Origin of the sequence: Gemella haemolysans ATCC 10379, from assembly GCF_000173915.1 — a bacterium.
GTDB lineage: Bacteria > Bacillota > Bacilli > Staphylococcales > Gemellaceae > Gemella > Gemella haemolysans.
The window spans coordinates 103,134-120,654 of record NZ_ACDZ02000005.1 but is presented as its reverse complement, the minus strand read 5'-3'; the positions used below and the strand labels follow the sequence as shown (position 1 = coordinate 120,654).

Annotated in this window: 19 protein-coding genes, 1 pseudogene, 1 riboswitch and 1 other annotated feature; of the genes and pseudogenes, 7 read left to right on the top strand and 13 right to left on the bottom strand. The window is 31.2% G+C overall.

Going from position 1 to position 17,521, the window contains the following annotated elements; translation table 11 throughout:
* Positions 1-7: 7 nt before the first annotated feature.
* Together tatC and GEMHA0001_RS01360 are read left to right on the top strand one after the other, a co-directional pair.
* Positions 8-721 carry a twin-arginine translocase subunit TatC gene (gene tatC / locus GEMHA0001_RS01365; protein ID WP_004263411.1) on the top strand — a complete coding sequence of 238 codons (714 nt, stop codon included), beginning with the start codon at positions 8-10 and terminating at the stop codon, positions 719-721.
* On the top strand, positions 721-915 hold the full coding sequence (locus GEMHA0001_RS01360; protein ID WP_003143958.1) for a twin-arginine translocase TatA/TatE family subunit: 195 nt from the start codon (positions 721-723) through the stop codon (positions 913-915). Before tatC ends, GEMHA0001_RS01360 begins: the two co-directional genes overlap by 1 nt.
* A 54-nt stretch (positions 916-969) precedes the next feature.
* Here the strand turns inward: GEMHA0001_RS01360 and GEMHA0001_RS01355 are convergent, their stop codons facing one another.
* The 7 genes from GEMHA0001_RS01355 to treR form a co-directional block, all read right to left on the bottom strand.
* Positions 970-1,887 carry a homoserine O-succinyltransferase gene (locus GEMHA0001_RS01355; RefSeq protein ID WP_004263329.1) on the bottom strand — a complete coding sequence of 306 codons (918 nt, stop codon included), beginning with the start codon at positions 1,885-1,887 and terminating at the stop codon, positions 970-972.
* Positions 1,888-1,952: 65 nt separating this feature from the next.
* Positions 1,953-2,181: a binding site (T-box leader), on the bottom strand.
* Positions 2,182-2,285: 104 nt separating this feature from the next.
* Positions 2,286-2,849, bottom strand: a complete 564-nt coding sequence (locus GEMHA0001_RS01350) for a histidine phosphatase family protein (RefSeq protein ID WP_003144006.1) — start codon at positions 2,847-2,849, stop codon at positions 2,286-2,288.
* 89 nt (positions 2,850-2,938) lie between these two features.
* Positions 2,939-3,505, bottom strand: coding sequence for a histidine phosphatase family protein (locus tag GEMHA0001_RS01345; protein ID WP_004263432.1), 567 nt, complete (start codon positions 3,503-3,505; stop codon positions 2,939-2,941).
* Positions 3,506-3,514: 9 nt separating this feature from the next.
* Positions 3,515-4,483: a class 1b ribonucleoside-diphosphate reductase subunit beta gene (nrdF, locus tag GEMHA0001_RS01340; RefSeq protein ID WP_003143984.1), complete on the bottom strand. Its 969-nt coding sequence runs from the start codon at positions 4,481-4,483 to the stop codon at positions 3,515-3,517.
* 24 nt (positions 4,484-4,507) lie between these two features.
* Positions 4,508-6,598: a class 1b ribonucleoside-diphosphate reductase subunit alpha gene (gene nrdE / locus GEMHA0001_RS01335; RefSeq protein ID WP_004263348.1), complete on the bottom strand. Its 2,091-nt coding sequence runs from the start codon at positions 6,596-6,598 to the stop codon at positions 4,508-4,510.
* Entirely contained in the window at positions 6,585-6,965 is a 381-nt protein-coding gene (gene nrdI, locus GEMHA0001_RS01330; RefSeq protein WP_004263540.1) for a class Ib ribonucleoside-diphosphate reductase assembly flavoprotein NrdI, read from the bottom strand. The genes nrdE and nrdI overlap by 14 nt, the downstream gene beginning before the upstream one ends.
* A 304-nt stretch (positions 6,966-7,269) precedes the next feature.
* Positions 7,270-7,992, bottom strand: coding sequence for a trehalose operon repressor (gene treR, locus GEMHA0001_RS01325; RefSeq protein WP_004263558.1), 723 nt, complete (start codon positions 7,990-7,992; stop codon positions 7,270-7,272).
* Positions 7,993-8,186: 194 nt separating this feature from the next.
* Between treR and GEMHA0001_RS01320 the strand changes: the two genes are divergently transcribed.
* From GEMHA0001_RS01320 to GEMHA0001_RS01310, 4 genes and pseudogenes are all read left to right on the top strand, one after another.
* On the top strand, positions 8,187-8,846 hold the full coding sequence (locus GEMHA0001_RS01320) for a TIGR01906 family membrane protein (RefSeq protein WP_003144046.1): 660 nt from the start codon (positions 8,187-8,189) through the stop codon (positions 8,844-8,846).
* Positions 8,847-8,937: 91 nt separating this feature from the next.
* Positions 8,938-9,252, top strand: a pseudogene (locus GEMHA0001_RS09360) (YuzB family protein); the annotation flags it as partial.
* Entirely contained in the window at positions 9,232-9,489 is a 258-nt protein-coding gene (locus GEMHA0001_RS09355) for an immunoglobulin-like domain-containing protein (protein WP_418744620.1), read from the top strand. The pseudogene GEMHA0001_RS09360 and the gene GEMHA0001_RS09355, both read left to right, overlap by 21 nt.
* A gap of 178 nt (positions 9,490-9,667) precedes the next feature.
* The gene (locus GEMHA0001_RS01310) at positions 9,668-10,168 is read left to right on the top strand and encodes a universal stress protein (protein ID WP_004263573.1); all 501 of its coding nucleotides are present in this window, start codon (positions 9,668-9,670) and stop codon (positions 10,166-10,168) included.
* 181 nt (positions 10,169-10,349) lie between these two features.
* On the opposite strand, the gene GEMHA0001_RS01305 is transcribed toward GEMHA0001_RS01310, so the two are convergent.
* From GEMHA0001_RS01305 to lysA, 6 genes are all read right to left on the bottom strand, one after another.
* The gene (locus GEMHA0001_RS01305; RefSeq protein ID WP_004263632.1) at positions 10,350-11,423 is read right to left on the bottom strand and encodes an alanine racemase; all 1,074 of its coding nucleotides are present in this window, start codon (positions 11,421-11,423) and stop codon (positions 10,350-10,352) included.
* 222 nt (positions 11,424-11,645) lie between these two features.
* Positions 11,646-12,803 carry a M20 metallopeptidase family protein gene (locus GEMHA0001_RS01300; RefSeq protein ID WP_003143992.1) on the bottom strand — a complete coding sequence of 386 codons (1,158 nt, stop codon included), beginning with the start codon at positions 12,801-12,803 and terminating at the stop codon, positions 11,646-11,648.
* 17 nt (positions 12,804-12,820) lie between these two features.
* Positions 12,821-13,522, bottom strand: a complete 702-nt coding sequence (gene dapD / locus GEMHA0001_RS01295; protein ID WP_004263631.1) for a 2,3,4,5-tetrahydropyridine-2,6-dicarboxylate N-acetyltransferase — start codon at positions 13,520-13,522, stop codon at positions 12,821-12,823.
* A 193-nt stretch (positions 13,523-13,715) separates the two neighbouring features.
* Entirely contained in the window at positions 13,716-14,459 is a 744-nt protein-coding gene (gene dapB / locus GEMHA0001_RS01290) for a 4-hydroxy-tetrahydrodipicolinate reductase (RefSeq protein ID WP_004263328.1), read from the bottom strand.
* A gap of 2 nt (positions 14,460-14,461) precedes the next feature.
* Complete coding sequence (gene dapA, locus GEMHA0001_RS01285; protein WP_003143986.1) at positions 14,462-15,352, bottom strand: 4-hydroxy-tetrahydrodipicolinate synthase; 891 nt, start codon at positions 15,350-15,352, stop codon at positions 14,462-14,464.
* Positions 15,353-15,421: 69 nt separating this feature from the next.
* Positions 15,422-16,714, bottom strand: a complete 1,293-nt coding sequence (gene lysA / locus GEMHA0001_RS01280) for a diaminopimelate decarboxylase (RefSeq protein WP_003143991.1) — start codon at positions 16,712-16,714, stop codon at positions 15,422-15,424.
* 96 nt (positions 16,715-16,810) lie between these two features.
* Positions 16,811-16,946: riboswitch (Lysine riboswitch) on the bottom strand.
* A 214-nt stretch (positions 16,947-17,160) separates the two neighbouring features.
* Here lysA and GEMHA0001_RS01275 point away from each other — a divergent pair.
* On the top strand, positions 17,161-17,484 hold the full coding sequence (locus tag GEMHA0001_RS01275) for a thioredoxin family protein (RefSeq protein ID WP_003143981.1): 324 nt from the start codon (positions 17,161-17,163) through the stop codon (positions 17,482-17,484).
* Positions 17,485-17,521: the final 37 nt, after the last annotated feature.

Below are 17,521 nucleotides of genomic sequence, written 5' to 3'. Positions count from 1 at the left end.
ACTAACGATGAAATATGGGGATAAAGTTTCTACCGTGGATCATCTAACCGAACTTAGAAAGAGACTAATACTAAGCCTTGTGTTTTTTATTGTCTCTTTCATAGTAAGTTTATTATGGTCAGCGGATATTTATAAATTTTTAACTAGTAATTTTAATAATAAATTGATTGTTCTTGGACCTAATGATATACTATGGATATATCTAACTCTTGCAGGACTTTGTGCCTTCACATTTTCGATACCATTTATTTGTTATCAAATCTGGGCATTTATAAAACCTGCATTAGAAGAAAAAGAAGCTCGTGCATTATTAGCTTATATACCTGCGGTATTCATTTGTTTTTCAGTAGGATTAGCTTTCGGGTTCTTTCTAGTAACTCCTGCTATCTTAAACGTGCTTCTTTCTATCGGGGATGATTTATTCAACACTCAATTAACAGCTCAAAATTACCTATCATTTGTCATTAATACGACAATACCGATAGCGATACTTTTTGAATTCCCTGTTATAGTTGCATTCCTAACATCATTAGGTATACTAACACCTAACTTCTTAACTAAAAATAGAAGATATGCATATTTTATACTAATTGTAATAGCAGTAGTCATTACACCTGCTGACTTTATTAGTGATATCGTTATGTCAATACCATTAATTTTAATTTATGAAATTAGCATTATTATTAGCAAGTATATTTACAACAAAAGAGGTGAAAAGTAATGGGATTTTTACGTGATATAGGGGCTCCTGGAGTCATAGTACTTATCATAGCTGCTCTAATAATCTTTGGTCCTAAACGTCTACCTGAACTTGGAGAATCAATCGGAAAAATGTTCACATCATTTAAAAAATCAATTTCGGGATTGACAGAAGAGGAAAACTCAGATAAAAAAAACGAAAAAAAAGATAATTAAAAATAGACTTTACAATATGTTTTAAGCATATCTGTAAAGTCTATTTCTTTTATATTATTTTCCTAACTCTGTTAAATCATATGGTGTTTGTTGATAAACTTGGTTTAACCAGTTGTGATAGAATAAGTAAGCTACACCCCTCCATCTATTTTTAGGTGCCTTCGTATCATCATTTCCTGGGTAATAGTTCACAGGAACTTCGATTGGAAGATTACTATTCTTATCACGTACATATTCGTTATGAAGTGTATCTGCATCATACTCAATATGCCCTGTTACAAAAATCTTTCTAAGATCTTTAGTCGCAGCGATTAATGTCCCAACCTCTTCTGATCTCGCTAATATATCAAGTTCAGAAATGCTAGGTAGTTTCTCTTCTTCTATTTTAGTGTGTCTAGAATGAGGTGCTAAGAAAGTATCTGTAAATCCTCGTGTTAGTGTATGATTTTCTATAAGAACATCATGTTCAAAAACTCCAAATATCTTATCATCTACTTGTTCTTTTTTGACACCAAAATGATAGTATAAACTAGCCTGGGCTGCCCAACAAATATTTAATGTTGAAAAGACATGAGTCTTACTCCATTCAAAAATGCTATTTAGTTCTCCCCAGTAATTTACATCTTCAAATTCTAATTGTTCAATAGGGGCACCTGTAATAATAAGTCCATCATAGTATTTATCTTTTACTTCATCAAATGTTTTATAGAATTTTTCTAAGTAAGACTGCGCTGTATTTTTGGCAATATGACTTGTCATATGAAGAAATTCTACCGTAATTTGAAGCGGAGAGTTTCCTAAAAGTCTTAATAATTGACGCTCAGTTTCTTCTTTTTTAGGCATTAGATTTAAAATTAAAATTTTTAATGGTCGTATATCTTGATTTTTAGCTCTATTTTCTTCTATTACGACTACTCCTTCTTCTAATAATTTATTCTTTACCGGTAATTCATTTTGAATACATATTGGCATTATTTTATCTCCTTAACTGTTCATTATCTTAAATAAAAAAACTCGCCACTATTGCAAGTTAATGCAATAGGGACGAGTTTATCGTGTTACCACCCATGTTTATGGATATAAATATCCACCTTAATCGGTACGTGTTCATACCGCTGTACTATATCGTGCACTGACGTAATTACCTATTAGATAATTATTACTCCGAGACCATTTTCAATTACATTTCTTCTTACTTTCTCACACCCACCGAAAGCTCTCTGTTTTGAATCAATTATAATCTACTTATCTCTTCAATGTTTTACATATTAATTTACTTAATAGTATAAAGAATTTAACACTATTTGTCAATAGAAAGCGTCTCAAAAATAAAATCTCTTAAGTATTATTTTGGAGTAAAAACACTAAACTTATTTATTAAACTCTATAAGTTCAAACCTCTCTCCATCATAGTCAAGAACACTAACTGAAGTATTCACTATAACTCCACGTCCTACTTCTTTAATTCCTTTTTGAGTTAAGAAAGAACGAATTAAACCGCCATGACAGACAGCTAGCATTGTTTTTTCTGGATGTTCTTCATATTTTTCCTTAAAGAATACCTCCACTCTATCAGCAGCTTCAGAATCTAGTTCCATTCCTCTCGTTTCACCTGCCTTCATTCCTGCTCCGTACTCGGCAAAAGAAACCCCTTCGTATCCGCCATATGACTTTTCAATTAATCTTTTATCTTTAATTACAGCTAATTTTTTATTATCTTCGTTGTTTGAATTATCTAGCATATATCTTGCTGTATCGTATGCTCTACCTAAAACACTACTATAAGCTATATCGATATCATAACCTTCAATTTTTTTACCTGCTGCAATTCCTTGATGAATTCCTTCTTCATTTAGAGGAATATCTGTATGCCCTTGAACCATTTTATTTTTATTGTAATCTGTTTCTCCATGCCGTGCTAAAATTATACGCATATATTTTTCTCCTTTATTAAAAATAAGGGAGAAACTTATAAAAATTGCTCTTTACTAAATCACAATCTCTAAGTCTCCCCTTGTTTTGCCTATATATTAAATTTCTCTAATATGAACTCTTGTCCATCATAATGCACCACATTTAATGCAGTATTATTAATTAGCATATTAGACTCAGGATATAATCCTAATGTTCTTAAAAATACACGAATTAATGCACCATGACAAACCACTAAAATTGTATCATCTTTATGATTTAAGTATTTTTCATTAAAAAATGAACTAGCTCTCTCATAAACATCTTCATCTTTTTCTACCGACTCTAATCCTTGTTCAGATTCAAGTGCAGAAAAATACTCATCAAATGTACTACCTTCAAAATCTCCAAAGAATTTTTCGATTAAACGCTCATCCGTAGTTATTTCTTTAGAAATATTTTGACTATTATTAGAGTTATCAAGCATAAGTCTCGCTGTTTCTACCGCCCTTTTCAAAGGACTACTAAATGCATAATCGATATTATGACCACTTAACTTATCTCCCGCAGAAGTCGCTTGATTTCTTCCAGTTTCATTTAATTCAATGTCGCTATGACCCTGGATTAATCTATTTTTATTATAGTTTGTTTCACCATGTCTTACTAATAAAATTTTCATATCACTTACCTATTCAAAAATGAAATCCTCATCTTCAATTGACTCAACATTCATACTAACTACATATCCATCACCTTTAACACTAAAGAAGTCATGGTTCTTAGTATTTGTATTCATCGCATTTTCAATAATTGGGTTGATTTCTTTATCTTCGAAGTATCCAGGATATCCCAAGTTAGCTAATGCACGGTTAGCATTATATTCAACATAGTCTTTTACTTCTTCATATAAACCAATTTCACTATATATGTCTTTAGTGTATACTAATTCATTTTCATATAAATCTAATAATAGTTTATACATTTCTTTTTCAGCACGTTCTTGCTCTTCTGCAGTCAATGTTTTGAATACTTCTTGAGCATCAAATCCTGTAAAACTTCCATGAATAGTTTCATCTAATAAAATTTTACGAATAACCTCTCCAGAAGTCGTTACCTTTCCTTGTCCTGCTAAATATAGAGGATAGAAGAATCCACTGTAGAAAATATAACTTTCTAAGAACACTGACGCAACACGAGCCATATATAAGTCGTACGTAGGCACTTCTGGCTTGAACAGTTTCATATAGTAGTCTTCAATTAATTTCGCTTTATATTGAAGTTCTGGATTACTTGGAACCCACTCATCTAGTAAATAGTCTGTTTCTTGTGAAGGAATTAAAGATGTGAATATTGTTGAATAACTTTTCGCGTGAATTTGCTCCATCATTCCCATAAAGCTATAAACAGCTTGTTTTCTCATATCTTCTGTATGTAGAGATACAAGAGGCATACCTTTATCACCTTGTTGAGTATCAAGACCAGTTAAACCAGCTAATACTTTTTTATATGCTTCACGTTCTTTATCATTTAAATCTTCATTCCAACTTTTAATATCTTTTGACACTTTAAACTCAGTATCAACCCAAAATTGTGCAATATTTTGACGCCAATACATGAAAGTTAAGTCATCTTGTTTATTCCAGTTTACAGCTTTCATAATTAGTAATTTTTCCTCTCTTTTCTATATAGAACAAGAAGTACATTCTTCTACAGAAAGTAGTTTGTTTCTTGTGTAATATAGTGATTTCAACCCCTTGTGATGCGCGTAAATATAATATCTTGCAAGTTCTCTTGTTGTAATATCAGAATTTACGAATAATATCACAGAAATACCTTGGTCTACGTGTTCTTGAATAACTGACATTAAGTCAATAAGTTTCATTTGGTCCATAGTAAATGCAGACTTATAGAACCATTGAGTTTTTGGACTTAAGTACGGCATAGGATAGAATGTTTCAGCATTCCCATAACTTCTACGTTCTATTTTATCAACAATTGGTAATACACTTGATGTTGAATTTTGAACATATGAAATACTTTGAGTTGGTGCAATAGCCATTCTATATGCATGGTATAGACCATTTTCTTTTACTCTATTTTTTAGACTTCTCCAGTCTTCTTTTGTTGGAATATAAATCCCTTCAAATAACGCTTTTACTTTTTCAGTTACAGGTAAATAGTCATTTTCAATGTATTTTGTAAAGTAACTTCCATTATAGTAATCTGATTTTTCAAAGTCTTTAAATGTTTCATTACGATCTTTAGCAATTTGCATTGAACGTTCCAATGTATAGTAGTTCATCATCATGAAGAAGACATTAGCAAAATCTTTTGCTTCTTCACTCTCATAAGCAATCAAGTTCTTAGCTAAATATCCATTAAGGTTCATAGCTCCTAATCCAACAGAGTGGAATTCATCGTTAGCTTTCACTACACCTGGCGCATTTTTAATCTTAGTAGAATTACTTACAAACGTTAGTGCATCCATACCTGAGTATATAGATTCTTTAATTTTTTTACTTTCCATTACATTAACAATGTTTAATGATGCTAAATTACAAGAAATATCACGTTTAATGATATCATCTTCACCGTAATCTTTAATTACTGAAGTTTCTTGTAATTGGAAAATCTCAGTACATAGATTACTCATCTTAACTTGTCCAATTTCACGAAGTGCGTGGTTTTTGTTCGCATTATCTTTAAACATTAAGTATGGGTATCCTGATTGTAATTGAGTTTGTGCTATTAAGTTAAGCATATCACGAGCATCAAATTTACGCTTCATAATATTTTCGTTAGCCACAAATCGATCATAGTATTTAGCAATATCAATATCATCTAATACTAAACCATATTCTTCATAGATTGAATGTGGTCCAAACATATAGAAGTCTTTATTCTCACGAGCTAAATCAAAGAATAATGATGGTACGATAATACCTGTAGAAATCGTTGGAAGACGCAGTTCTTCATCGGCATTAACCTTCTTAGTATCTAAGAATTCTAATACATCATAGTGGAAAATATTTAAATATACAGCTCCTGCTCCTGGACGTTGTCCAAGTTGATCAGCATACGCAAAACCTTGTTCTAAAGATTTAGCAACAGGAATAACACCCTTAGCTACCCCTTTAATACCTTTAATACTCTCACCACGTGCACGTAGTTTTGATAAGTTAATCGCAACTCCTCCACCAATTTTTGAAAGTTGCTTAGCTGTTGAATCAATGTAGTTAATAGAGTTAAGCGAATCACCTACTTCTAATAAGAAACAAGATACTAACTCACCACGACGGCTTCTTCCTGAATTTAGGAATGTTGGTGTAGCAGGTTGTAATCTTTGCTCAAGCATCGCAATCATAAGCTCTTTCGCTAAAGCAACATCACCATCAGCTAAGTACATAGCTACGATAAATACGTGTTGGTTAAAGTTTTCTAAATATTGTTTTTTATCATTTGTTTTTAATGCATAGTCCTTATAGAACTTACTTGCTGCCATATAACTCTTAAATTCAAACTTAAAGTTTGCAGCTAATTCTAAACATTCTAAAATTTCATCTTCAATATACTTATCAAAGATATTGTAGTAGAAATTCTCTTCTACTAAATACCTAAGTCTTTTCATTTCTGAATTGAACTTTACTGTACGAAAGTCTACTTCACGAAGAAATTCTTCTATAGCTTCAACATCTTTTTCTAATTTAAAAAAGCCATTATCGCCTCTTTTTGTTACTTCATTATTTAGTTCAATATGATTAAATTTCTCCATTCTTTACACTCTCCAAATATATTTTTTTAAATTCACTTATATCTTTTTTGCTTCCATGTAATTCAATTTTCATCAGTAATGGAACATCATACTCCCTACTAATAATTTCAGAAGCGTTGGCGAATCGTTCACCCCAGTTTTTATTTCCACTACCAACAACACCTTTTAAGTGGTTGTGGTTCTCTTTTAAAAAACTAGAGACTGCAACCGGTACTTCTCCAAAACCAAATGTTGGTGTTATAAGGATATAATCGAAATCTATATCATAATCAATATCCTGTAAATAAATTACATCTCCCTCGGGAATCTCACACATGTCTACAAATCTTTTACAATTTCCAGTCAATGAATAAACAATAATCTTCATTATTTCCTCACACCCCCCTAAAAATATTTCCGAAATTATTTCCCGGAAATTTCAAACATATACTTATTATACACTCAATTTTTTATTTTTTCAACGATTATTTTTGCTTTAAAATTCCATGAAAGTATTTTTCAAAATTTCTATACTTATTTAATATTCTTGAAGCACATTTATTAACTTTTGAGAAATAATATAGTGAAAAATATTATAGTAAAAAAAAATACTTAAGAATTTTTCACTTGAAATTTTGCAAAAAAGAACTTTGAACAAAAATTTTTGTTCAAAGTTCTCTTGCATTAATAATTTAATTAATTCTATTAGATTTTCTTCTAGCAAATTCTGAAAAATGGAATTTATCAACTCTATGACGACTTTCTGTATAATGAAGAAAATCAGTTCCTTCCGTATATACATCACTTCTTAATACTGCGATATGTTTATGACCATTTAAGTCAATATACGTAGAATCCTCTTCACTAATAGGCTCAATTTTAAAATCTTTATTTCCATATGAAATTTTTATACCTAAATCATTTTCCAAATATTCATACAGTGATTCCTCTACTCGAGCTGTAGGTAATTCTCCAATTGCACTCTTCCTAATATAATCTTTATCTAATATTACTGCTTCGCCATCAACAATTCTCTGACGAACCAAATAAATTAGTTTTTCTCCACGTTTCACAAGACCAAGGCGTACTAAAAAATCCGGAGCATCAACTTCTTCATTAACTATTACCTTAGTAGTTGCTTCAACGTCATGAAATTGTCGACGTTCTTTAAAACTTAAAAGACCTGTTACTGGTAATCTATATCTATGAACATCAAGAACAATAGATCCCTTGCCTTGAATTTTATGGATATAGCCATTTTCTAATAATAATAACAAAGCTTTTCTTATAGTTTCCCTAGAAACATCATATTCTCTTGCAAGTTCATTTTCACTTGGCAAAAGCGAATTAGACTTATACTGCCTATTCTCTATTTTTTCTCTTAACTCTAAATAGATCTTAAAAAACTTATTCATGATTTCCCCCAATATAAATAACTATATACATATATTTTAACATAATTCACATAAATATTAAATATTTTTTACTCAAAAACTTTTGTAAATCCACCTATTTTTGCTAATTCCTGTAAATATGTAAACCAAATTTTTAACAAACCTCTTATATTCTTCAATATTAATGTGCTATAATATTTAATGGAGGTATTAATATGAACAAATATATACGACAAACATTAATTGTTTTTCAAAATTTCTCACTTTTTATTAGTTCCATACTTGGTATAATATTTTACAATTGTTTTAATCTGAATTTTTATAAAAATTTCTATTCAAAAGGAAATTTAACCGCTAATATAGGTACAACAAGTGATGAATTAATAAATAATACATCGAATCTTTTAGATTATCTAAATAATAAAGCTGAATTAAATACATCTTGGTTTACAGAAAAAGATATTCTTCATATGAAAGATGTCAAAACTCTTTATAATGTAAGTTTTTATACTATGATATTTTTTATAGCTGTATTTATTATTTCTACTATTTTAATAATGGTTTTATACAAAAATCATACAATGTTCTATATTACAAGAACCTTTAATAAAACATTATTAGCATTCATTGTTTCAATTATAGTTTTATCTGGTATAATTTCATACAATTTCAATTCATTTTGGATAAAATTCCATCAATTACTATTTTCTAATGATCTATGGTTATTGAGTCCTGATGAATCTAACCTTATAAAAATGGTTCCCGAAGAATTTTTTATCAGTTTAATTACAACGATAATTCTACACATATTACTACTATTTATAGCACTTTTTGTTTTAAACAATATATTTAAAAAAAAATTTAGAAATATTTAATCTCCTAGTACATTTTTAAAATGTTATTTATAAGAAATATATGATATAATAAATTCTAGTTTCAAATAAATAAAATATGAAAGGATAAATTATGGCTCAAAATGATAAAAATGTTGTTACTGAAGATAAAGTAACATTTAGATTATGTGATGACTGTCTTGGTGTTAATCTTAAAACTTTAATCCCGAAATTAAAAAAGAAAGCACCTAATGCTGAATTCATCATAGGTTGTCAATCTTATTGTGGACCTGGAAGAACACAAACTTTCACACTTGTTAATAGTAGAATCTGCATTGCTGATACCGAAGTTGAACTAATGCCTTTAGTTGACGAAAAACTTAGAGATCGTATGAGTGCAGAAGATGAAGAAAAATACAGAAAACGTCTGGAACGTCGTCTTGAGCGTACTTTTTACTTTATTATCCCTGAGAATGCTACTATTAAAGTAGGAGAAGATATTGATCTAGGTAAAGATGGAATAATTGCTCGTAAAGCTGGTCACTCTTACCTTGACGATCTTATTATCGAAGGAGAAGTAGACAATACTAAACCTGGAACATACGAATTAGTATATAAAGTTACAATAGATAATAAAGAGCACAAGAGAAAACGACTTATCACTGTAGTTGATGAAAACGTATAATCAATATTCATAAAAACAAAAAAATTAAACCTATAGGAAAATACAAAGTTGTATAGTCTTATAGGTTTTTCTTTACTTTATTTTTAAAAGTTAATACTGTTTTTATGAAAATAGCGTTTACTTTTTTTGTAAATATGGTATAATATAAGTATAGAAATAGAAGTCGGAGGTTCTGATTATGGAAAACAAATATACAAAAATTTTAGTCGCAGTTGATGGTTCTAAACAAGCTGAGTGGGCTTTTAAAAATGCTGTAGCTATCGCCCTGAGAAATGAAGATGCAGAGTTATATATCGCTTCTGTAATTGATGCGACAATCGCAACTTCTGGTTTATCAGATCCATATATTTTCAACTCATTCTACAAACGTACTAAAGAATTAGTTGATAGTTATGCGGACGCTGCTAAAGAAGCTGGGCTAACAAAAGTATTCGGTATTGTTGAACAAGGTATTCCAAAAATTGTTCTAAGTGAAGACATCGTTGATGAAAAAGGTATCGACCTTGTAGTTTGTGGTTCTTCAGGTTTAACTGGATTCAAACGTATGCTTATGGGATCAGTTTCTGAAGGTATTGTTAGATATGCTAAATCTGACGTAATCGTAATCAAACAAAGTTCTATTCCTCAAGATTTTGAAGCTAAAATTGCTAAAAAATTCCAAGAAGAACAAGAAAAATAAGTATCTCTAATATATTTAGATTAATGTTTGTTAATTTAAATTCATTTAAAATTTTTCCTTTTTTTAAAGAAGTGACTCGTGTTTATCATGAATCACTTCTTTCTTTTAATTATTCCTAAAATTTACAAATATAAAAAAGGGAGTAACTCTACAAAACTAATTTATGAGTCACCCCCTTTTTTTAATATATCTTTTTCACTTTTAAACTATCATAATTCAATGCAGCAAGTTGAACAGAGTTCGGTCCGAAATACTTAGTATAATCATGAAGTTGTTGTTTATCATCATAAACATAAACTCTATCACCTATTTGTTCTTCTTCACCTATTTCAACAACTAAGTGACTCATCATAGTTGAATAAATATTTCTATTTTTTCCATTAATAATACAAGTTTTTCCTTTTAATCTATCTCTCAGTATCCCATCACCATAGCCAATATTAACAATTCCTACTTTTTTGTCAACATCAGCTATATAAGAATTAGAATACCCTATGCACTCACCTTTATTTAATTTTACTATATTAATTATTTCACCATAAACAGTAATTGGATTCTTAATAACTAGATTTTCTAAAGCAACTAGGTTTACATTCACATCATAAGGCATAGCTCCATAAAGAATAATTCCTAATCTCTGATGTGTTGTTTTTTCAAAGACACCGTCACGTAAAAATGAGGCGCTATTTTGCAAGTGAACTACTTCGAAATCGTAATTTTTTAGTGCTTCGTCAAGAACATTTAACACCAATTCTTTTTCTTTTTCATAGAAACCATCAAACTCATCCGCAAATGAAAAATGAGACCAAAATCCTTTCAATTTCAAATCATTTTCTTTACAGAAAGCTATAATTTCAAGTACTTCTTCCAGATTTTTTGCTCCAGCACGTCTCATACTACCAGCGAATTCCAACTGCAATGTTAAATCTTTCAGTTTTTCAATATTTTCTTTTAAATATTCAAGACTCGCTATATTTATCTCGATATTGTATTCTCTTGCTAATGCAAAGTCATAAGTGGGGTTTAAAAGAAAGATATTAGCTTCTTTTCCTAATGTTTCCCTTATTACCTTGCACTCTTCTTCTTTTGTCGTAGCAAAATAATTAATTCCTACTTCAGAGTATAATTTTACACACTCTCTTAAATCTAAATTATACGCATTATTTTTAACTACAGCTATTATATCCTGTGCCTGTTCTTTTAAATTAATAGCATTTTGTCTTATATTATTATAATTTAACTCAATTGTTGCCATAAAGATCCTTTCTTAATTAAACGAAGATGCCCCAAAAGTCCTAAAATTTAACAAAATTCATATGAGAACTCATAGACGCAGTGGTTTATTGATATCTAAATTCGCTTTATAAAAGCTTTTTAGATATCTAATAAACTATGCGGGGATGACTCGACAAAATCGCTTTCTCTGAAATCACGATTTTTGAGTCACTCCCGTTTATCTTACTAAAAAATCAAAAAATTACTCGTTATAATATTTCAATATTCCAAGGTAATATTGAACCCCTACTTTTAATATTTTTTCATCGAAGTTGAAAGTTGGTGTATGTAACCCTGAAACATAGTTTTTCTCTTCGTTTCTTAAACCTAAAAAGCTATAGTTTATAGGAGAAAGTCTACTGAAGAATGAGAAATCTTCCCCATACAGATAAGCTTCCTCTAACTCAATATAGTCGATATTTTCTTTTTCTATGACTTCTCTAATTACTTGATAAGGAACTTCATCATTAATTACCGCAGGATACCCTTCAGCAAAATCAACGCGAATACTTGCACCAGTAAGATGCTCAAGTCCTACACGCGTATTTTCAATCGCAGCTTTAATTGTCTCTAAATCTTCCATACTGTATGTTCTAATCGTTCCTTCCAGATATGCATTCTCAGCAACGACATTCATCGCATCTCCACCGTACATTTTACCGATATGAATAATGTTAGTATTACGTGCTTTAGTATGCAATGCATTAAGCTTTAACATCTCTTGGAAGAACATTGTAGCTACATTAAGAGCATCAATTCCAGTATTTTTCAAACCAACATGCGCCGCACGTCCTTTAATATAAATTCTATATTCATTAGCACTGGCCATAATTTCTTTTGGTTTAGAGACAATATGACCTTCAGGATAATCTGGATTCATATGCAGGGCATAACTTGCTAAAATATTATAATGTGAAAAATCAAAATCATTGATTAATAAATTTCCACCACCGAAAGTTTCTTCAGCAGGTTGGAATACAAAAATACTATTTACCTTCGTATCATTATTTTTATAATAATCAGCCGCTTCTATAACACTTCCTAAAAGCATAGTCGTGTGTCCATCATGACCACATGCATGCATTACACCATCATTTTTCGATTTAAAATCAACATCATTTTCCTCTGTAATTGGCAATGCATCAATATCAGCTCTAAATAATATCGTATCTTTAGTCTCCACACTTGCTTTAAAAATCACTACTAATCCTGTCTCAAGAGTTTCTTGATATTCTATACCATATTCTTTTAAGATACTAGCGATAAATTCTTTAGTTTTATGCTCTTCCAATGATAACTCTGGATTTTGGTGCAGATGTCTACGCCATGATGTTAAATTCTCTTCAGTAATTACTTTCATCTTCTCTTCCTACTTTATTATAAGTTTCTTAATTCTGCAATAATGTCTACTTTTTCTTCTGCAACTTCACTACGTGTTTTAATTACTCTTGCAGGTACTCCCGCTACAACATCACCACTAGCTACATCTTTTGTTACTACACTTCCAGCTGCAACAACGGCATTATCTCCAATTTGTACACCTTCTAATACTACCGCATTAGCACCGATAAGAACATTGTTCCCTACACGTACTGGCGTTGCATTAGCTGGTTCAATAACACCTGATAATACAGATCCAGCACCAACATGAGAATTTTCCCCAACTTCAGCACGTCCACCTAAAATAGCATTCATATCAATCATAGTGTTTTTCCCAATTTTTGCCCCGATGTTAATAACAGCACCCATCATGATAACCGCATTATCTCCGATACTAACATGTTCACGAATTGAACAACCTGGTTCGATACGAGCGTTGAACTGAGTTAAATCGATCATCGGTACACCACTATTACGTCGATCGTTTTCCACACGATGATTTACTACCGCAGATTTGTTAGCTTCGTAAAATTCCACCCAATCAGCGAAATCCGCAAAAATTACTCTTGAATTCCCTTCACCATAAACTTCTAATGTTTCTGGAAATTCTACTTCAGCGTTAAAATTAACGTAAACTTTTACCGGTGTTTTCTTTTTAGATGTTGCTATAAATTTAATAATCTCTTCTGTTGATTTCATTTCTTTCTCCTATTATCTATATGATTTTTTTCTATTTTATATTTAATTTTTACATATGTCAATTTAACTTTATTATAGTATTTTTAATTTAAGTAGTATACCAACCACTCTACTTATGAATATTTTTATAAACTTCATAAGGAAGACTCAATAAAACATCTAATAGTATAACCTTGAGTCGCTTCTAACTTTATTATTTTATACCTAGTACATCTTTCATAGAATATAATCTAGGTTCTCCTACAGTATTAAGCCACTGTGCTGCTGTAACAGATCCTTTTGCGAACATTTTTTTACTTAATGCTGTATGTTTAATTTCAATTACCTCATCCTCACCAGCAAAAATCACTTCATGCTCACCTACTATAGTTCCACCACGAACTGCATGAATTCCAATCTCTTTTTCTTGGCGTTTCATATCTCCATGACGACCATAGACTCTATTATAATCTTCTACGTCTTTAACCGCATCCACTAACATTTTAGCAGTTCCACTAGGTGCGTCTACTTTTTTATTATGGTGTTTTTCTATAACTTCGATATCATATCCTAGTAAAAGTTCACTAGCTTTTTTTACTAATTCTACTAAGACATTTACTCCTAAGCTATAATTTCCAGCGTAAACTACCCCTACTTGAGTTGCTAATTCATCGATTAATTCTAATTCTTCTGTAGTATGACCAGTTGTCGCAATTACGACTTTTGTTACTGTACGTTTAGCATACTCCACTAAAGAGGCAGTCCCAGCATGATGAGAAAAATCAATAATCACATCAGCAATCTTTTCTAATCCTTCATATGAAGTATAAGTTGGGAATTTCTCTTCTAACAACTCACGACCTACACCTGCAACAATTTCTAAGGCAGTGTTATCTTGAATATAGTTTTTTAGAACTTGTCCCATAGTTCCATTGTAACCACTTAATAAAACTCTCATTTTTACTCTCCTTGTAATGAATTAAGTCTTGCAATCTCTTGCTCTAATCTTGTCGCTAATGTTGGTGCAACGTGTGTCATAGGTAGACGATAGTGACAAGCTGATTTTCCAATTAATTCTACACATTTTTTAACTGGCATTGGGTTTGGCTCAGCGAATAACATGTGGATGAAGTCTAAATATTTAAGTTGAAGAGCGAAAGCTTTATCCACTTGTCTTTCTAAAGCATATTTACACATTAAGTGCGTAGCTTTTGGATAAACGTTAGCTAAAACAGAAATTGTTCCTTTACCACCCGCTAAAATAATCGGTACATTAATATCATCATTTCCTGAGTAAATATCAATTTTATCACCTACTAAGTTTCTAACTGCTAAAGTATGAGCAATGTCCCCTACAGCATCTTTATATGCCACGATATTTTTGTGTTGAGATAAGTGTAAAATAGTCTCAGGCGCCATAACTTGACCAGTTCTTCCCGGTACATTATAAAGTACGATTGGTAAATCAACACTATTAGCAATCGCTTCGAAGTGTTCAATTAAACCTTGTTGGCTAGTTTTGATGTAGTATGGAGTTACTACTAATAATGCATCTGGTCCTAATTTTTCAATCTCTTGGCTTAATCTAATTGAGTGGGCCGTATCGTTAACCCCACTACCCGCGATAACCGGTACACGACCTGCTACTCTATCAATAGCGAATTTAATAACCGCTACTTGCTCATCGTCAGGCATAGTTGAACTCTCACCAGTAGTTCCCGCTACGATAATCGCATCAGTTCCCTCAGCAATTTGGAATTCGATTAACTCTCCAAATGTCTCATAATCTACACTTCCATCCTCGAAAAATGGTGTTACTATTGCTACTCCGCTTCCTGTATAAATTGTCATAATCTTATTCTCCTTGTATCTATGTTATTTTTATATATTTTTAATAATATTTTTTTGTTATTTTTTGAATTAAATATCTTGTCTAATTAAATCTTCTAAAGTCTCACCTTTTACTACTAGGCGACTAGTTCCATCTTTTACAAATACTACTGGTAACTTCGGTAATCTATTGTAGTTACTACTCATACTATAGTTATATGCTCCAGTCGATGATACTAATAGTAAGTCACCTTGCTCAGCTCTAGGTAATTTTGCATCCATTACTAACATGTCTCCAGACTCACAGCATTTACCAGCAACTGTATAAGTTGCATCTGCTTCTTCATTCATCTTGTTAGCTAACATCGCCTCGTATTTTGCTTTATATAATGCATAACGAGGATTATCTGCCATACCTCCATCAACGAACACGTATTCACGACCAGCAAAAGTTTTCTTAACTCCACCAACACTGTATAATGTGCTACCTGCGTTACATGTTAAACTTCTACCAGGTTCAATAACTACCTTAGTTAGATCTAAGCCAAAATTATCACTTTCACGTTCAACCACTTCGATATACTCTCTTAGAAACTCAGCAAGTTCAAAAGGTCTATCTTCTTCAGTATAATAAACTCCGAAACCTCCACCTAGGTTAAGAACACTTATAGTTAAACCTAATCTTTCTTGAACTCTTCTCGTAAATTCCATTACCACTTTTACAGCTTCGAAAAATGAAGTTTTTTCAAAAATTTGTGATCCGATGTGTGAGTGGAATCCTACGAAGTTAAGATTGCTTTGATTATTAATATCTGCGATTAAATCATAAATTGTTTCATCGTATACTGAGTAACCAAATTTTGAATCATCTTTTGCTGTTTTGATATATTCATGAGTATGAGCATCAATACCAGTATTAATTCTTAACAGTACATCTACAGTATTTCCACTCTCTCTTACGATTTTATTAATCATTTCATATTCATAGTTGTTATCTATAACAATAGTTCCTACTCCAACTTCTAATGCATATTGTAGTTCCTCACGAGTTTTATTATTTCCATGGAAATAAGCTCGTCTCATATCATAACCAGCTTTATATGCTGTATGAATCTCACCGAGTGAAACCACATCTACACCTAAGCCTTCTCTATTCGCAATTCTTAATACCTCTAAACAGCTAAAAGCTTTCGATGCAAAAAGAACTTCTGTACTAAACCTTGAACTTTTGAAGTTATTAATAAAAGTTCTACATTGATTCACTAACATATTCTCATCATAAACATAAAGTGGTGTTCCATATTGAGCTTTTAACTCACTTACTCCAACTCCCGAAATATTCAGTTCACCATTTTCCACCGTCATACCATCAAATAATCTCATTATCTTCTCCTTCATAAAATGTTATAAAAAATAGACTACAAGAACAAAAGGTCCTTGTAGTCTAGCTTATAATTCTATCCTATTCCTCTTGCCCTTATTATAAAAAGCTCACCATGAAGAAAATGGGCATTTTCTAATGACAGTGTTATGCCTATTCGACATAACCCCAGTGAATTTAATCACTTCGGCGATGCTACCTTTTAAATTAGTCATCGCGGCCTCTTTTTATAATACTTAATCTATTTATGTTATAAAAATAATATCATCTTTTAAAATTATTGTCAATAGTTTTCAGAAAATTTTTATAATATTCTATTTTTGAACCATGTATATACACAATTAATAATAGTTGTAATTAACTTTTAAAACAACTATAATATACACATATTAAAAGAAGGTAAGATATTACATACACTTCTTATATAGAAAATAAAGGATTATTAAATATGATTGATTTTACAAAAAACGACGACTTAAATAAAATTATCAGTGACAATGACATAGCGATTATTCAATACGGAACTGCCACATGCATGCCGTGCCACTCAATAAAAAACAGAATTACTGCGTGGCAAGAAGATCACAAAGATATTCCAGCATACTACGTTTCATTAGAAGAAAATATGGAAATTGCTGCTCAACGAGGCATTCTTTCAGCACCAACTGTAGAAGTATATATCGAAGGAAGACTATCTATTCAAAAAAGCGGATACTTCAGTCTAGATGAAATTCTAGAAAAAGTAAGTACTGTAAGTGAACAAATGAAATAAAAAATATGGGAGTGACTCAAAAATCGTGATTTCGTAG

What these genes read in the sequence shown, in the direction of transcription:
- GEMHA0001_RS01345 (WP_004263432.1), bottom strand. Translation starts at nt 3,505, where the DNA reads ATGAAAATTTTATTAGTAAGACATGGTGAAACAAACTATAATAAAAAT.
- GEMHA0001_RS01300 (WP_003143992.1), bottom strand. Translation starts at nt 12,803, where the DNA reads ATGAAAGTAATTACTGAAGAGAATTTAACATCATGGCGTAGACATCTG.
- dapD (WP_004263631.1), bottom strand. Translation starts at nt 13,522, where the DNA reads ATGAAATCAACAGAAGAGATTATTAAATTTATAGCAACATCTAAAAAG.
- GEMHA0001_RS01275 (WP_003143981.1), top strand. Translation starts at nt 17,161, where the DNA reads ATGATTGATTTTACAAAAAACGACGACTTAAATAAAATTATCAGTGAC.
- nrdI (WP_004263540.1), bottom strand. Translation starts at nt 6,965, where the DNA reads ATGAAGATTATTGTTTATTCATTGACTGGAAATTGTAAAAGATTTGTA.
- nrdF (WP_003143984.1), bottom strand. Translation starts at nt 4,483, where the DNA reads ATGAAAGCTGTAAACTGGAATAAACAAGATGACTTAACTTTCATGTAT.
- GEMHA0001_RS01310 (WP_004263573.1), top strand. Translation starts at nt 9,668, where the DNA reads ATGGAAAACAAATATACAAAAATTTTAGTCGCAGTTGATGGTTCTAAA.
- GEMHA0001_RS01305 (WP_004263632.1), bottom strand. Translation starts at nt 11,423, where the DNA reads ATGGCAACAATTGAGTTAAATTATAATAATATAAGACAAAATGCTATT.
- nrdE (WP_004263348.1), bottom strand. Translation starts at nt 6,598, where the DNA reads ATGGAGAAATTTAATCATATTGAACTAAATAATGAAGTAACAAAAAGA.
- lysA (WP_003143991.1), bottom strand. Translation starts at nt 16,714, where the DNA reads ATGAGATTATTTGATGGTATGACGGTGGAAAATGGTGAACTGAATATT.
- GEMHA0001_RS01350 (WP_003144006.1), bottom strand. Translation starts at nt 2,849, where the DNA reads ATGCGTATAATTTTAGCACGGCATGGAGAAACAGATTACAATAAAAAT.
- GEMHA0001_RS01355 (WP_004263329.1), bottom strand. Translation starts at nt 1,887, where the DNA reads ATGCCAATATGTATTCAAAATGAATTACCGGTAAAGAATAAATTATTA.
- dapB (WP_004263328.1), bottom strand. Translation starts at nt 14,459, where the DNA reads ATGAGAGTTTTATTAAGTGGTTACAATGGAACTATGGGACAAGTTCTA.
- GEMHA0001_RS01360 (WP_003143958.1), top strand. Translation starts at nt 721, where the DNA reads ATGGGATTTTTACGTGATATAGGGGCTCCTGGAGTCATAGTACTTATC.
- GEMHA0001_RS01320 (WP_003144046.1), top strand. Translation starts at nt 8,187, where the DNA reads ATGAACAAATATATACGACAAACATTAATTGTTTTTCAAAATTTCTCA.
- treR (WP_004263558.1), bottom strand. Translation starts at nt 7,992, where the DNA reads ATGAATAAGTTTTTTAAGATCTATTTAGAGTTAAGAGAAAAAATAGAG.
- dapA (WP_003143986.1), bottom strand. Translation starts at nt 15,352, where the DNA reads ATGACAATTTATACAGGAAGCGGAGTAGCAATAGTAACACCATTTTTC.
- tatC (WP_004263411.1), top strand. Translation starts at nt 8, where the DNA reads ATGAAATATGGGGATAAAGTTTCTACCGTGGATCATCTAACCGAACTT.